14 protein-coding genes are annotated in these 14428 nt (G+C 68.3%); 1 reads left to right on the forward strand and 13 read right to left on the reverse strand.

Annotated elements, in window-relative coordinates:
* Nucleotides 1-127 precede the first annotated feature (127 nt).
* A complete protein-coding gene (locus QP089_RS30350) occupies nucleotides 128-829 on the forward strand; it encodes a GntR family transcriptional regulator (protein WP_285916110.1) in 702 nt (233 codons plus the stop codon).
* A gap of 150 nt (nucleotides 830-979) precedes the next feature.
* On the opposite strand, the gene QP089_RS30355 is transcribed toward QP089_RS30350, so the two are convergent.
* The 13 genes from QP089_RS30355 to QP089_RS30415 all read right to left on the reverse strand — a co-directional run bounded on the left by QP089_RS30355 (nucleotide 980) and on the right by QP089_RS30415 (nucleotide 14345).
* Entirely contained in the window at nucleotides 980-2188 is a 1209-nt protein-coding gene (locus QP089_RS30355) for an acyl-CoA dehydrogenase family protein (RefSeq protein ID WP_285916112.1), read from the reverse strand.
* A 152-nt stretch (nucleotides 2189-2340) separates the two neighbouring features.
* Nucleotides 2341-3204, reverse strand: a complete 864-nt coding sequence (locus tag QP089_RS30360; RefSeq protein WP_353070642.1) for an SDR family oxidoreductase — start codon at nucleotides 3202-3204, stop codon at nucleotides 2341-2343.
* 119 nt (nucleotides 3205-3323) lie between these two features.
* A complete protein-coding gene (locus QP089_RS30365; RefSeq protein ID WP_285916113.1) occupies nucleotides 3324-3968 on the reverse strand; it encodes an NAD(P)-dependent oxidoreductase in 645 nt (214 codons plus the stop codon).
* A 275-nt stretch (nucleotides 3969-4243) separates the two neighbouring features.
* Entirely contained in the window at nucleotides 4244-4711 is a 468-nt protein-coding gene (locus QP089_RS30370; protein WP_285916114.1) for a hypothetical protein, read from the reverse strand.
* Between the two features lie 74 nt (nucleotides 4712-4785).
* Entirely contained in the window at nucleotides 4786-5631 is an 846-nt protein-coding gene (locus tag QP089_RS30375) for a fumarylacetoacetate hydrolase family protein (RefSeq protein ID WP_285916116.1), read from the reverse strand.
* A gap of 121 nt (nucleotides 5632-5752) precedes the next feature.
* Nucleotides 5753-6316 (reverse strand): VOC family protein, encoded by a 564-nt coding sequence (locus QP089_RS30380; protein ID WP_285916117.1) that lies wholly within the window; start codon nucleotides 6314-6316, stop codon nucleotides 5753-5755.
* A gap of 79 nt (nucleotides 6317-6395) precedes the next feature.
* On the reverse strand, nucleotides 6396-7250 hold the full coding sequence (locus QP089_RS30385; protein WP_285916119.1) for an oxidoreductase: 855 nt from the start codon (nucleotides 7248-7250) through the stop codon (nucleotides 6396-6398).
* Between the two features lie 129 nt (nucleotides 7251-7379).
* Nucleotides 7380-8705, reverse strand: coding sequence for a sugar ABC transporter substrate-binding protein (locus QP089_RS30390; RefSeq protein WP_285916120.1), 1326 nt, complete (start codon nucleotides 8703-8705; stop codon nucleotides 7380-7382).
* A complete protein-coding gene (locus tag QP089_RS30395; protein ID WP_285916122.1) occupies nucleotides 8686-9738 on the reverse strand; it encodes an ABC transporter permease in 1053 nt (350 codons plus the stop codon). The genes QP089_RS30390 and QP089_RS30395 overlap by 20 nt, the downstream gene beginning before the upstream one ends.
* A gap of 61 nt (nucleotides 9739-9799) precedes the next feature.
* Nucleotides 9800-11296: a sugar ABC transporter ATP-binding protein gene (locus tag QP089_RS30400; RefSeq protein WP_285916124.1), complete on the reverse strand. Its 1497-nt coding sequence runs from the start codon at nucleotides 11294-11296 to the stop codon at nucleotides 9800-9802.
* Nucleotides 11297-11597: 301 nt separating this feature from the next.
* Entirely contained in the window at nucleotides 11598-12815 is a 1218-nt protein-coding gene (locus tag QP089_RS30405) for an acyl-CoA dehydrogenase family protein (RefSeq protein ID WP_285916126.1), read from the reverse strand.
* Between the two features lie 29 nt (nucleotides 12816-12844).
* Nucleotides 12845-13384: a flavin reductase family protein gene (locus tag QP089_RS30410; protein WP_285916127.1), complete on the reverse strand. Its 540-nt coding sequence runs from the start codon at nucleotides 13382-13384 to the stop codon at nucleotides 12845-12847.
* A 61-nt stretch (nucleotides 13385-13445) separates the two neighbouring features.
* Nucleotides 13446-14345, reverse strand: coding sequence for a dihydrodipicolinate synthase family protein (locus QP089_RS30415; RefSeq protein WP_285916129.1), 900 nt, complete (start codon nucleotides 14343-14345; stop codon nucleotides 13446-13448).
* Nucleotides 14346-14428: the final 83 nt, after the last annotated feature.

A 14428-nucleotide genomic window follows, 5' to 3' on the forward strand; every position in this document is an offset into this window, starting at 1 on the left:
CGAAGGTGCCCCAGCCAAGGAAGCACAGGTGTTATAGCATATCGCAGGGATCGGGCGGTGTTCGGTTCCCGCGGAATTCCCTGGCGCCGTTGCGCTTGATGACGGACTGAATGTGAAAGCAGGAACGATGACGGACAGCCCTGTCCCGCCAGTTGAGCCCCGCTCGGTCTCGGAACTGGTCACCATCGAGTTGCGGCGCGCGATCGTCTCGGGTGAGCTCGCGCCGGGCGAGACGTTCTCCCAGCGGAAGATCGCCTCCGATCTCAACGTCAGCTTCATCCCGGTGCGGGAGGCGTTGCGCGCGCTGGAACACGAAGGCCTGGTGATTATCAGACCGGGCCGGGGGGCCTGCGTTGCGCCGCTGTATCTGGAGGACCTCCAGGGGATCTACCGGCTTCGCCGCAACCTTGAACCCGATTTGGCGGCGCACTCCTGCACGCTGATCTCTGACGCCGAGCTGGACCGGCTTCAGGCCCAGGTGGAGGACTTCGGAGACGAGCGGCACACCATTCAGACGGTCTACGACTCCCATCACGAGTTCCATGTGGCCTTGATCGCCCCGGCGGCGACCGTGTGGGACATGCGGGTTTTGAACTCGCTGTGGCGAGCCGCCGAGCGCTACATCCGGATCGGCTTCAGCAAGCTCGACCCCGACCCGCAGGACAAGCCGCGTCGCCGGCACGCTCACGAGAGCCTCCTGGATGCATTCCGCCGGCGCGATCCCGCCGCCGTCGCGGACGCTGTGCTGGTCCATCTCACCAGCAACGAGCAGACGGCGCTGCGGGCGCTCGCCGACGGCCAGTACCTGGCGACCAGGTCCGAGTCCTGACCGGGCCGAGTCCCGACCGGCGGTGGCGAACTGCACGATGCCGCCGCGCTCGTTCACCCGGGCCGCCCCCGTTCGCCCGCGCCGCCCCCGTTCGCCCGCGCCGGGCCTGGCCCCCCGATACCGGTTCCTCGCCTGCCGACCTGTCACCTTCTAGATCATGGGGGTGATCCGCTCGTCGGAGCCGACGAGCGCTTTGCCGTAGATCTCGTAGCAGACCATCGGCAGGATGCCGGCATGGCGGGCGGCGACCTCGGAGTCGCGCCAGATCCGCTGGAGCGGGTTGGCCTCGGCGAAGGCGCCCGACCCGTGCGCGTAGAGCAGGATGTCCGTCGCCTTCACCACGTTCTCGATGGCCCAGGCGATGTCCGCACGGATCCGTGCCCTGTCCAGGAAGGTGAGCTTCTCGCCCCGTGCCGCTGCCCTGTCCAGGTCGTCGGTCACCCGGTGGGCGTGGAAGTGGGCGGTGTCGAGCAGCATGGTCGCCTGCGCCAGCTGGATCTGAAAGGCCACTGAGTCGGCTTGCCGCGCGTAGATGGTGTTGGCGATGCCCTTGGTGGCGGCCTTGGCCTTGACGATCTCCAGCGCGGCCCGCCCGAGGCCGAGCTGCGGCCCGACCATGCCCACCGCGAAGAACGGCCCGAGGGGCGATTGGTAGAGGAGTTCGTCGGTGAACTCGGTCGGGAAGTCGCCCTCGATCGCCGGGCCGACCGACATGATCCGGTGCTCGGGGACGAACACGTCCTTGGCGACGAGGCAGTTGGAGCCCGAGGCGCGCATCCCGGCGACGAACCAGGTGTCCTCCAGTTCGAGGTCGCTTCTCGGCAGCAGGGCCATGGCCATGTCGACGACCTCGCCGTCGTCATCGGTGACGGGCATGCTGAGGACGGCCCAGTCGGCATGCCAGGATCCGGAATTGTAGAACCACTTCCCGGTGACCTCATGCCCTCCGGCCACCTTCCTGGATTCGACGCGCGGTGAGAACACGCCCGATACCAGCGCGCCGGGGTTCGAACCCCAGACGTCGTCCTGAGCCTGGGCGGAGAAGCAGCCGGCCAGCCACGCACCCGAGTTGAGGAGCGACACCACCCATGCCGTGCCGCCGTCCGCCTCGCCCACGGCCGCGGAGACGTCGACCAGCGCGCGCATCGAGGTCTCGAATCCGCCGTAGCGCTTGGGCTGCAAGATCCTGAACAGTCCCGCCTGCTTGAGGGCTTGGATGCTCTCCTCGACCACACGCCGATCCTGCTCACCCTGCGCCGAGTTCTTGCGCAGCAGCGGTTGCAGCCTCTCGGCGCGAGCAACGAGTTCCGTCACATCTGGGGTACCGGCAGTGGGGTCGGTCTTCATCGGGGTGGTCATGCGTCTCCTCCGGAGATCATCGCGCCCAAGAGCGCGGGATATCTGAATGCGGGCGGGTGACCGCACCGCCAACGGGCACGGCGGTGCCGAGCGGGTGAGGTGGACGATGGAACGGGGTGGACGACGGGCCTGCCGGGGTCACCGGCAAGCGCTCAGTTGTCGGTGGCCGCGGCCTGGAGCTCGCGCACCACGTACTCGCGAAGCGTTGTCGGGGGGCGGCCGAGCAGCCAGCCGAGCACATTCGGGTTGCCCGTGATGCCGTAGCGGCTGTAGTGGCCCCACAGGCGGTACATGGCGTCGTAGGGGAACTCGTCCTCCTCGCGCCGTTGACGTCCGCTGCTCGCAAAGTCGCTCAGCGGCTGGAGCTCGGTGGTGATGGGCCGTCCCGCCACCTCCCCGATGACGGCCGCGATCTGGTGACCGTTCACGTAATCAGAACCGCACAACTCGTAGGTCGCGTAGTGGTGGTGCGGATCCCCGACCACCTTGGCCGCCACGGTCGTGACGTCCTCGAGGTCCACCTGCGCCAGCCGCGAGTCGTGGGAGAAGGGTTTGCGGTGCACCCCCGACCGGACCGTCGCGGCGACGTCGATGTTCTGCAGGTAGTGCATCGGCTGGAGGATCGTGAACGGAATCGGCGACTGGATCACCGCGCGCTCCACGGCCAGTTTGGCCTGATGGTTGAGCAGCGCCTCGATCTGCGGGTGCACCACCGAGAACTGCACGAAGTGCTCGACCTCGGCGCGCCGCGCCTCGGCGACCACGGCGTGCCCGATCTCCGCCTCGCGGTGGTGGAACAGAGGGCCGATGTGGATGACCGACTTGATGCCCTGCATGGCCTTGCGCAGATCGCCGGGTTCGAGCAGATCGGCCACCACAGCCTCATCGGCTCCGTGGTCTCGCAGCTCACTGACCGACGGCGCGATATCCGCGGCCCTGACGCGCTTCCCCGCGCGCACGAGCGCTCTCACCAGGCTGCGGCCGGTCCGGCCGCTGGCCGCTGTCACCAGAATCACGAGGGAACCTCCAGATCACCTCACCCGCTGGTCACCGGGCGGGCCGAGTGACACCAAGCGAGTGTTATAACTTATATCGCGTTGGGCGTGTCGCGGATAGACAGGGATGCGCCGCCGGGTCAGGAGGCGACGGTGAATCGTTGGCGGCGATGGGCGGGGCGTTCGATCTCGTCGACGAAGGCCGTAGCGAAGTCCGCCCCGGAGATCTGCGAGAGGCCCTCTTCGTCGGTCAGCATGACCTCGCCGCCCACGCGGTACTTCCCCGTCGCTTCGCCGGGCGCGTAGTGCCCGAAACCCATGGGCGGGCTCAGCACGAACCAGTCCAGACCGGGGTCGCTGTTGCGCAGTGCTTGCAGGACCTCATCGCTGATGCGCGCGTGGGCCCGGAACTGCGCGGGAAACGCCGGAGCGTCGTAAACCTTGGGCCCGTCGGCCGCTACCAGCAAGGACCCGGCCCCGCCGACCACGCCGAGGCGGGCACCACTGCCGCGGGCGATGTCGGCGATCTCCTGATTCACCTTGACGAAGTCGTCGTGAAGTTCCCCGCTGGGCGCCAGCGCGACGACGATCACCTCAGCGCCCGCCGTAGCGTGCTCGAGGTCGCGCCGGACAAGGACGGACCCGGTCGCCGAGACGACGCCGGCGGTTGCATTGCGGGGGGCGTTGCGGCTGAAGGCGACGACTTGATGCCCCCGTGCGGCCGCTTCGCGGGCGATGGCGCTCCCGGCGTATCCGGTGCCGCCCAGAACGGTGATGCGGATCATGAGATCTCCCAACTGTTGTGCGCCGAGAACCCTCCCCGCCGCGGGATGCCCCGGTGCCGGGAGAGGGCTCGCTCCCCGCGCCGGGACCTTGCTTTTTGGCTGGCTCCCGACCGCTTGCCACGCGGCGGGAAGCCCGCTTCACCAACCGGCATGCGCGGGCCCCCTCGGCGTCTCCGGTCGCGTGGAGCCATCCCCTGTCCTGCCCGGTCCTCGTGAGCAGGCGCGGCGTCGCCCCGTCCGGAGGGGCTAGCAGGCTCGGGCTGGCCGACATCGGGTCAGCCGCCCTCGACCGACAGGACGTCGGCCACCAGCGACCCCGAAGTCCGGTGCGCGTAGGCGTTGCGAACGGCCGGAACCAGAGCCCTGGCACGCTCGGGGTCGGCGTGCTCGGCACGGAGCTTGAGGATGTCTCCGGACCGGCGATCGGAGGGCACATCGGCGGTACGGGCGGTGATCAGAACGTGGAAGTGGGGGTACGCCTCACCGAACATGAGCATGTACGTCGCCTCCGCTCCGGTGGCGTGAGTGACGGCGGCGACCAGATCCCCGGCTCGCCGGCCGAACGTCTCCTGCTCCCCTTCACTGAGACCGGTGATCCGGTCGGCGTGGCGCCGGGCGCGCAGGAAGAACCACCCGGGGACGTCGTAGCCGGGGACGATCTCGGCGGCCCAGAGCTCGTCGCGGAACACCACGTCGGACTCGTCGGCCTGCTCGAGGTCACAGATCGGGCACTGCGATTCCATTAGCTGCTCCCTGGGGGTCGGGTTGTGTGCGGTGGCGGATGCAGGGACGGCGAAGACGGGGGCTGGGGTGACCGTCACGACCCGCCGCGAAAACGCGTGCGGATCGATCCGATGCCCTCGATGCTGGTGACAAGCTCGTCACCCGGTTTGAGTAGCACTTTGGGTTCGCGCGCGAAGCCGATGCCCGCCGGCGTGCCGGTGAAGATGACGTCGCCGGGTTTAAGGGTCACGATCGCCGACAGCCGCGCGATGATCTCGGCGACCGGGAAGATCATGAGCTTGGTGCGTGATTGCTGCATCGGCGTGCCGTTGAGAGCGCAGCCGATCGCGAGGGCGTCGGGGTCCTTGAATTCATCGGCCGACACCAGAGCCGGTCCCATCGGCGCGAAGCCGGGGAAGGACTTTCCCATGTTGAACTGCGGGGTGGGCGGCCGGAGCTGGGTGTCGCGCTCGGACAGGTCCTGTCCCACGGTGAGCCCGGCGACGCAGTCCCAGGCCTGGCCCGTGTCGATCCGATGGGCGTGCTTGCCCATGACGACGACCAGTTCGGCCTCGAAGTCCACCGAGCCCGGCGGCAGTTCGACTTCGGCGAACGGCCCGGTGATCGATGAGGAGAACTTGGTGAACACCACCATGGAGTCGGTGGGCACGTCCAGTCCCGCTTCTTCGGCATGGTCAAGGTAGTTGAGACCGATCGCGAAGACCTGCCCCGGTTGCGGAACCGGTGAATCCAGCCGCGCCTCCTCCAACGGTTTCGCCGCGGCCCCTCCGGCTTCGACGGCCCAGGCTCTGAACTCCGTCCACCGGTGGTAGACGGCCTGAATATCCATTGAGAACAGGCCGTTGCTTGCCTCGGCGACGTCGATCACCGCATCGCCCGCGAGCAGTCCCAGCCTGCCCGCCATGTTGACGATCCGCATTCCGTGCTCCTCTTTACGCCGCTTTTCGGGACCGGCGCCCATGGATGGCGCCGGGCCGGGAGATGACGGCACTCGTGGATAGATATGGAAGAAGTGGACGATCGTCGGTTTGGCAGGGACTTCAGTCGTCGGCCATGGGATGAGGGAGTTCGGGACTCGTCCGCTGCGCCCAAGCCCGGCTCTGCAGCTCGGCGGCCGGCACACCGGCCCGTCGCGCCTCCACCATCAGCTCAGGCCGGTACCGCACGCCGATCGGATCGGCGTCGTACTCCGGCCCCTCCATGTACGCGGTGGCCTGTTCGGCCGTGGCGAAGTTGTCGACCTGCAGCTCCACGTGATTGCCGTCCGGGTCCTCGTAGTACAGCGAGGTCGTGACCCCGTGCTGGACGGGCTTCCAGGGCTCGATGCCCTTGTCCCGCAGCGCGAGGTATCGGTCGAGCAGGTCGTCCAGGGAGCCGAAGGTGTAGGCGACGTGGTTCACGATCGCCGCCGTCGGCGGCTTGCGATCAAGGTCGGGGATGTGGGCCAGGGCGATGCGGTGGTGCTCGTCGTCGAAAGTGAGGAAGGTCAGGCCGTGCCCCTGGTAGACGACGTGGGCGTCCAGCAGGGCGCAGTACCATTCGCGCATCGCGTCGGGCTGGGACGTCTGGAAGACGACGTGGGCGAATTTGGGAATGGCGGTCATGATCGTGTCCTGTCTGCTGTGCTGTCGAGCGGCTGGACCGGTGGCGCGGACGTTCGCGCACGGAGCACCGCGCCGGTCGTCACTTGGCGATGGCGTCGAGTTCGGTGACGGCGTCATCCGGCAGATCCAGGGCGGCGCTGCCGATGTTCTGGCGCAAATGCTCGATCGACGACGTGCCTGGGATCAGCAGGATGTTGGGAGACCGCCGAAGCAGCCACGCCAGCGCGACGGCCTTGGGGGTCGCGCCCAGACGTGCGGCGACGTCGTCGAGGATTGCGGACTGAACCGGCGTGAAGCCGCCGAGCGGAAAGTAGGGGACGTAGGCGATCTGCTGCTCGGCGAGGATGTCGATCAGGTCGTCGTCGTCGCGGTTGGCGATGTTGTACATGTTCTGCACGCACACGACGGGTGCGATCGCCCTGGCCTCGGCGATCTGGTCGGCGGTGACAGTGCTGAGCCCGAGGTGCCGGATGAGGCCCTGCTGCTGCAATTCCGCGAGGACGGTGAAGGGCTTGGTCACCGGCTCACCGGGCCCGCCCATGCGAAGGTTCACCACATCGAGGCAGGTCAGACCCAAGCGCGTGAGGTTGTCGTGCACGGCTTGGCGCAACTGGTCGGATTCGGCGGCCTGGGGCCAGCCGCCCGTCTCATCGCGGGCGAATCCGACCTTGGTGACGATGTGCAGGTTCTTGGGGTAGGGGTGCAGCGCCTCGCGGATGATCTCGTTGGTGACGTGCGGACCGTAGTAGTCGCTGGTGTCGATGTGGGTGATGCCGAGCTTCACCGCCTCGCGCACGACCGCGACCGCGGCGGCCCGATCGGCCGGAGGTCCGAACGCCCTCGGGCCGGTGAGCTGCATGGCTCCGTAGCCCATCCGGGTCACGGTGAGGTCGCCGCCGAGGAGGTAGGTGCCCCCGGAAAGGGTGTGCGACATATCGGGCTCTCCTGGTGTGTCGGTGGTGAGTGTTACCTGCCTAGCGCCGTCGGCGGGCGGGTGGTGGCGCGGCGTGCCGCGTGCCCCTGCGTCCGGTCGCATGTCGGCTCTGGCACCGTGGACCGCTGCTCAGCCGACGCCCCATAGTTGCGCGTAGGTCTTGCGGAATGAACCATCGGTGAACCAAGCCCCGTCTTTGAAGTCCTTGACGCTGCCGCCGTTCACCGAGTGGATGTTGCTTTTGTTGAAGACGCGCCGCGGAATGGTGTAAGCGGACTCTTCCGGACGCTGCGCCCCCGACAACATCCGCAGCAGGTGGTCGGTGTTGTTCCACGCCACGAGCGCCGGGTCGACCGCGACGTCTGCCAGTTGCTTCCCGTTCGCGATCCGCTGCATCGCCGCGACGTCCGATCCGTACCCGACCACCTTCAGCTTGTTCGCCCGGCCGGACAGCTGCATGCCCTGCAGGGCCGGCGGGCTCGCCGGCTGGTCGTAGCTCACGTAGACGTAGTCGATGCTCGGGTCGGCGTTGAGCGCGACGCTCACGGTGGTCGGGATCTTCTGGACGGCCGACGCCTCCCAGGCCGCCGTGGTCACCTTGCAGCCGGGACAGTAGGTCTTGAACTCCTCAAGGACCGCGTCGGAGGACTTCTTCGTCGTGCTGGTCGAGGTGGTGTTCACAAACAGCACCTTGGCTTTGCCTCCGGAGTCGGCGATGATCGCGTCGGCCATCAGCCGGCCTCCTACGTCCTGCCCGTTGTCGGTGGTGACGACCTTGTTCGCCCACTGCTGGGGAATCGGGTCGGAGACATCGGAGGCGACGACCGGGACGCCGGCCTTGGCGGCAGCGGCATAGGCGTTGCGGGCCAGGGCGAACGGAAGCGAGTCGGTGATGATCCCGGCCGAGCCGGACGCGACGGCCTGGTTGAGGCATTGCGTCGCCGCCGTCGGCTGGGCCTGGGCGTCGCAGACCTGGACCTTCATGCCCAAGGGCGCGGCGGCCTGGGTGATCTGCTCCAGCTCGGCCTGGAAGTACGTCGCCTTCAAAGTGATGGGCACGTAGGCGATGGTGCGTCCCTTGAACTTGCCGAGCCCGGCGATCTTCTCGCCAGGTGCCTTGAATGTGCCCTGTACATTCTTGTGGTTCTCGACCGCCGTCTTGGCGTGCTGGAGGCCCGCGGCGCTCGTCGCGCCGTGCCCGGCCCCACCGGAGGCGTCCGATTCGCCGCAGGCGCTCAGGCCGGCAGCCGTGAGTGCGGCGGCCGCGGCGGCCGCTGCCCACCTCGCTCGGCCCGGTGCCCGGCGGGTGTTCGATGACCTGGGATGCAACATGCTTTTCATTCGGTTCCCTCGAGACGCGCGATGGGGTGGACGCAACCGCGCCGCAGTGGCTGCCGACCGCGATGGCCGCCGACCGTGACGGCTGCCGACCTGGTCAGGCCTGGCGCCGATCACGGCGGAACAGCGTGGACAAGACGATGGCGATGATGAGCGCCGATCCGTAGAAGACGTCGCTGATCCAGCCGGCGAAACCCAGCAGCTGGAGTCCGACGATCCCGGTCGCCAGGAAGTAGATGGCGATCATGCTGCCGGCCGGGTTGAACCTGCCCGGTTGGATGACGGCCGTACCCAGGAACGTCGCCGACAGTGCGGGAAGAAGATAGGTGGACGCGCTCGCCGGGTCGAAACCGCCGACGGTTCCGACCATGAGAACGCCACCGGTACCGCACAGCAGTGACGATGAGACGTAGGCGCCCACGCGGATCCGGTCGACCCGCACCATGGCGAGTCGGGCGACGGAACGGTTGGAGCCGACGAAGAGCATGTGGCGGCCCAGCGGCGTGGACGTCATGACGTAGGTGAAGACGACGGCCACCAACAGCCCGTAGTAGAAGCTGATCGGCAACCCGAGAACGTCGGTGGCTGCCACCTTGTAGAGGCTCGGGCTGTTGAGGAAGACGCTGCCCCCATTGGAGATCTTGGAGGAGACGCCGGTGAGCAGCGTGGACACGCCCAGCGTCGTGACGATCGGGTTGATTCCGATCTTGATGATGAGCAGCGCGTTGAAGGCGCCCACACCCACCGCGGCCGCCAGGGCCATCAGCACCGCCAGCCACACGTTCAGGCCCTGCTGGCTGACCAGGACGGCGACCAATGTCGCCGACAGCCCGGCGACCGCCGCCACCGAGAAGTCGAACTCTCCGACCGCGAACGCGCACAGGGCACCCAGCGCGATGAAGACCAAGGCCTGCTGGGAACCGAAGATTGTCTGAAGTGTCCCGACGGTGAGGAACCGGTCGGGTTTGAGTACACCGAAGGTGGTGAACAGCGCGGCCCAGACCACGATCAGGCTGCCCCGACGGGACAGATCCGCCGCGACCCTGCGACCGGGGCTCGCACCACCGGCGGCCGCCTTCGCGGATTCAGCGCCGGCGGGCGGGATGGGCTGCGCCTCTGTAGTGGGAGTAGCTCTGTCATGCGATGTCAAGGCCGTGTCTCCTTCGTCGTGCGCCGTCGGCCGGCATGCTGGGTCAGCCACACGTGGTGGGTCAGCCATAGGTGGCCCGGGTGATCGCTTCGGCGGTGACGTCGCCGGCGATCTCCAGGTGGTCCCGCCCGGCGCGCAGGACGATCACCCGGTCGCACACCACCGCGAGGTCCTGCACCTCGATCGAACAGATCACCACGGCTATCCCCTCGTTGGTGGCCTGGCGAAGGGCCCGCAGGATGTCCAGGCGGGCACCGACGTCGACGGCCTGCGTCGGCTCGCACGCCATCAGGATCTGCGGCCGGTTCAGCAGCCATTTGGACAGCAGCAGCTTTTGCTGGTTGCCGCCGCTGAACCATGCGGCCGGAGAGTTCGGCGACTGCGGCGTGATGCCGAAGGCGTCGACCGCCGCCTTGAACTCGCGCCGCTGCCAGCCGCGGCCCAGGAAGAGACGTCCCCGCCTCCCCACCCGGGGCAGCGTCACGTTCGCAAGCGCGCTCACCTCGGCCGCCAGCCCGTCCTCCATGCGGTTCTGGGGGATGACGGCCAGCCCGGCATCGTGCAGGGCGGCACGATTGCCCACCGGCAGGGTGAACTCCCTGCCGCCGATCTTGAGCCGGCCTCCGCACGCGCGGCTGTTTCCTGCGACGATGTCGGCGACCTCGGTCAGGCCGCAGTCGCCGGCCCCGGTGATGCCGATGACCTCACCGCCGTGTACCTGCAGGTCCAGCTTCCGCAGGACCCTGCCGGACAGGCCGGTGGCCTCCAGTGCCACCTCCGGCTTGACGTGTTCGCCATCGGCGGCGGCACCGATTCGGCCACTCGCGAGCTCGCGTCCCAGGATCAGCCGGCTCAACTCGGCCTCGCTCAGTTCCGCCACCGGGACGCCCTCGGCCGTCGCCTTCCCGTCACGCAGCACCGTCACCCGGTCCGCCAGGGCCATCACCTCCTCCAGGCGGTGGCTGACGATGAGGATTCCGGTGCCCGAACGCGCGATGGCCTGCAGAATGTCGTAGAACTCGGGCAGCATCTCGCGCGGCAGGGACTGGGTGGACTCGTCGAACACGATGGCGCCGGTGCCCGGGCGCTGCCCCTGGACGGCACGTGCGATCGCCACGATCGCGCGCTGGCCCGCCGGCAGGGACCCCACCTGCGCGCCCCTGGGGATGGACGCCTTGAGTCTGGCGAAGGTCTCTTCCGCGCGACGGCCCTCCTGCGCCCAGGCGATCCGCCGCGAGAGGCGACCGGGCCGGTACTGTCCCACCCGCACGTTCTCCACGACGGTCAGGTCGTCGACCAGGCCGAGGTCCTGGTGGACGAACGCGAGGCTGTGCTCCCGGAGATCGGCGGGACGCACCGGGGCCGACAGCGGCCGGCCCCCGACGCGGATCTGCCCCGCGTCGGCGGTGTGGACTCCGGAAAGGATCTTGATCAGGGTCGACTTCCCCGAGCCGTTCTGCCCCACCAGCGCGTGGATCTCTCCCGGCGCGATGGTCAGGTCGACCTGGTCCAGGACGGTCGCGCGCCCAAAACGCTTGGTGAGGCCTTTGATCTCCACGGCCTTTTCCGCGGCACTCTCTGCAGCCTTCTCCGCCGCTTGCCGACCGTGCGACCCGCTCGCGTCTGCGTCCGCGTCGCCCCGTCCCCGGCCCTTGACACGGCCGCCGGCCCGGACGGGTTCTCGACGGATCGGTGCGCTCTTACTCCTCATCAGTTCTCCTGCCTTCCAGTCACACGAACCGGGCTCGGCCTGACATGGCCGGCGCCATTCCAGACGCGAGGGATATATGTGATATCAGCGGGCGCTCTGGTGACCCTTAGCCAAGACGGAGGGAGGGGTGGCGAGACCCGGGGGCGATTCAGAGCATCGGGGTGATGTTGCCGTCCTGGGCCAGCAGCGCTGTGCCGTACATCTCCAGGCTCACCCCGGGGACGATGTAGGCGTGGCGGCCCGCCACCGCCGAGTCGCGCCAGTGCCGCTGGATCACGTTGTTCTCGGCGAAGCCGGCCGCGCCGTGGGCGAACAGCAGGAGGTTGATCGCTTTGGTGATGTTCTCCACCACCCAACCGGCGTCGGCTCGCGCGCGGGCGCGGGCGAGCTCGTCGGGATAGGTGCCCTCGCGGGCGGCTCGGTCGATCTCATCGACGGCGCGGTAGGCGTGCAGGTAGGCGGTGTCGATCAGCATCGCGGCCTCCGCGATCTGGTGCCTGAAGACCGCCGAGTCCGCCTGCGTAGAGTAGAAGGTGAAGGTGAGCGGCTTGGTGGCGGCCTTCGCGCTCACCAGCTCCAGCACCTTGCGGCCCATCCCGAGCTGGGGGGCCGCGACGCCCAGGGCCAGGACCGGTGTGAAGGCGCTGCGGTACAGCACCTCGTCGGTGTGCTCCGTGGCCACCTCGCCCTGCCATGCCTTCGGCGCCGAGATGATCCGGTGCTCGGGAACGAACACGTCCTTGGCGATGAGGCAGTTCGACCCGGACGACTTCATCCCCGCCACGAACCACGTCTCCTCGAAGTCCAGGTCGGTCCTGGGGATGAGCGCGATGCCGTGGTCGAGCATCTCGCCGGCCTCGTCGACGACCGGCATGCCCAGGACCGCCCAGTCGGAGTGCCAAGAACCGGAGTTGTAGTACCAGCGGCCGTTGACCACGAACCCGCCGTCGACCTTCACCGACTCCGAGCTCGGAGTCACGACGCCGGAGACCTTCGCCTCAGGGGTGGACTTCCAGACGTCGTCCTGGGCCTGCTCGGGGAACAAACCCGTCATCCACGCGCACTGGTTGCACAGGGTCACGACCCAGGCGGTGCCGCCGTCCGCCTCGGCGACGGCCGCCGATACCTCGATCTGGGTACGCACCGGCAGCTCGTACCCGCCGTACCGTCTGGGCTGGGCGATCTTGAAGATGCCGGCTTCGGTGAGAGCCCGGATGCTTTCCTGCGCCACTCGGCGGTCCTGCTCGCCTCGTGCAGCATTCTTCTCCAGCAGCGGGTGAAGGTCTCTGATCCGGGCCACCAGTTCTTCGGTGCTGGTGGCGGTGGGGGCGGTGTCGGTCGGCTGTTCGGTGGTGGCGGATGCCATAGTGGGTGCCTTCTCCCTATCGGTGGTCGTCAGCGGGCCAGGGCGGCGATGGAGTCGGTGATCGCCGGGCGGCGGCGTTCGCCGTAGCGGGAGTGGGTGCCGAAGGTGCGGTGGGCGTAGACGAGCGGCGGAAGCTCCGCCCGGCTCGCTCCGACGACATGCCCGAGCAGGAGCATGTGGTCGCCGCCCTCGACGGCCTCATGCAGCTCGCATTCGAGCCAGCCGGCGGCCCCGTCCAGGCGCGGAAGGCCGTTCTCCAGGTGCCAGTCGGCCTGGGAGAAACGGTCCACGTTCCGCGTGGCGAACAGGACCGCCAGGTCGGCTTGGGCGTGGCCGAGCAGGTTCACCCCGAACCGCCGCTCGACCAGGATCTGGGCCAGGACCCGCGATGCCCGGTCGAAGGCCACCGTCACCAGTGGCGGATCGAGCGACAGCGAGGCGAAGGAACTCACCGTCGCGCCGGCCGGTGACCGGTCGCTGACCGTCGTGACCACGGTGACCGGTGCGCAGACGCCCGCCATCATGTTCCGGAAGACCTGGGGCGCCACACTCCGCTTCTCAGTGCTCATCGTGCGCTCCTTCCACTCGGCTTGCCGTATCCGTCCCTCACCGGGAGTCGGTCCGGCCTGGTCACCCGAGGCCCTCGAGGTCGCGGAGGCCGAGGGCGTCGATCATTCGGGCAAGCGCGTTGAGGGCACCCTCTTCGAGGTCGAGGTACGGCTTTCGGGCGTAGCCGCCGGGGAGGCCCTGGATGCGCAGCATCGCCTTGTAGACGACGACCCTCGGTGCCGCGAACTCGGCGCAGAACCGAGAAATCCCACTCCACAGTTGCGTCACAGAGCGATAGATCTCCCCTGCCGCCGGCAGGTCCTCGCCGTGGAGGGCGTTATGCAGGCCGCGGCACAGGCGCGGCGCCACGTTCTGCAGGTTGTCCAACTCGCCTGCCGCACCGACCGCGAAGGAGAACATCAGCCTCTGCGTCATCGTCAGCACCGTGGTGTGCGGCGCGAACCGCGCGACGAACTCGGCGACGTTGTGCTGGTCGGGATGGTGTTTGAAAACCCCGATCACATGGGGGAACTCCTCGATCGGGCGCTCGAGGACGGCGGCGGGCACCTCGAACCCGGTCGTGAAATTGCTGGACAGCACGACGGGCGCGTCGATCGCCGCGAGGACCTCGGCGTAGAACGCCTGCAGCATCGCGGCGTTCGGGGCCAACGAGTGCCCCAGGGTCGGCGGGTAGATCTGCACCGCGTCAGCCCCGCGCGCCATGGCTTCGGCGGCGAAGCCGATGTTCTGTGCCGCCGTCGGGAACTCGCGGTTACCGGCGACCACCGGGCTGCGGCCCGCGACCTCCTCGGACACGATCTCCAGCACGCGAAAGATCTCGGCGTCGCTCATCTGCACCCCCTCGCCGGTGGCGGGGCTGGCGGGCCAGAAGCCGACGTTCTCGCGAGCCATCCACCGCACGTGCTCGCGAAGTGCGCCTTCATCGAGGTCACCGTCCCGGGTGAACGGGGTCAGTCCCATCACATAGGAGCCAGCCGCAAGTCCTTGTCGCGCGGGGCCCTGGGCTGCCTGCTGGTCTCGCATTGCCTGCTGGTCTCGCATCA

The organism is Actinomadura opuntiae (assembly GCF_030283205.1).
Classification (GTDB): Bacteria; Actinomycetota; Actinomycetes; order Streptosporangiales; family Streptosporangiaceae; genus Spirillospora.

Excerpts from the sequence above, each read along its gene's own strand:
- QP089_RS30370 (WP_285916114.1), bottom strand. The coding sequence starts at position 4,711 with ATGGAATCGCAGTGCCCGATCTGTGACCTCGAGCAGGCCGACGAGTCC.
- QP089_RS30375 (WP_285916116.1), bottom strand. The coding sequence starts at position 5,631 with ATGCGGATCGTCAACATGGCGGGCAGGCTGGGACTGCTCGCGGGCGAT.
- QP089_RS30365 (WP_285916113.1), bottom strand. The coding sequence starts at position 3,968 with ATGATCCGCATCACCGTTCTGGGCGGCACCGGATACGCCGGGAGCGCC.
- QP089_RS30415 (WP_285916129.1), bottom strand. The coding sequence starts at position 14,345 with ATGGGACTGACCCCGTTCACCCGGGACGGTGACCTCGATGAAGGCGCA.
- QP089_RS30350 (WP_285916110.1), top strand. The coding sequence starts at position 128 with ATGACGGACAGCCCTGTCCCGCCAGTTGAGCCCCGCTCGGTCTCGGAA.
- QP089_RS30405 (WP_285916126.1), bottom strand. The coding sequence starts at position 12,815 with ATGGCATCCGCCACCACCGAACAGCCGACCGACACCGCCCCCACCGCC.
- QP089_RS30385 (WP_285916119.1), bottom strand. The coding sequence starts at position 7,250 with ATGTCGCACACCCTTTCCGGGGGCACCTACCTCCTCGGCGGCGACCTC.
- QP089_RS30355 (WP_285916112.1), bottom strand. The coding sequence starts at position 2,188 with ATGACCACCCCGATGAAGACCGACCCCACTGCCGGTACCCCAGATGTG.
- QP089_RS30380 (WP_285916117.1), bottom strand. The coding sequence starts at position 6,316 with ATGACCGCCATTCCCAAATTCGCCCACGTCGTCTTCCAGACGTCCCAG.
- QP089_RS30410 (WP_285916127.1), bottom strand. The coding sequence starts at position 13,384 with ATGAGCACTGAGAAGCGGAGTGTGGCGCCCCAGGTCTTCCGGAACATG.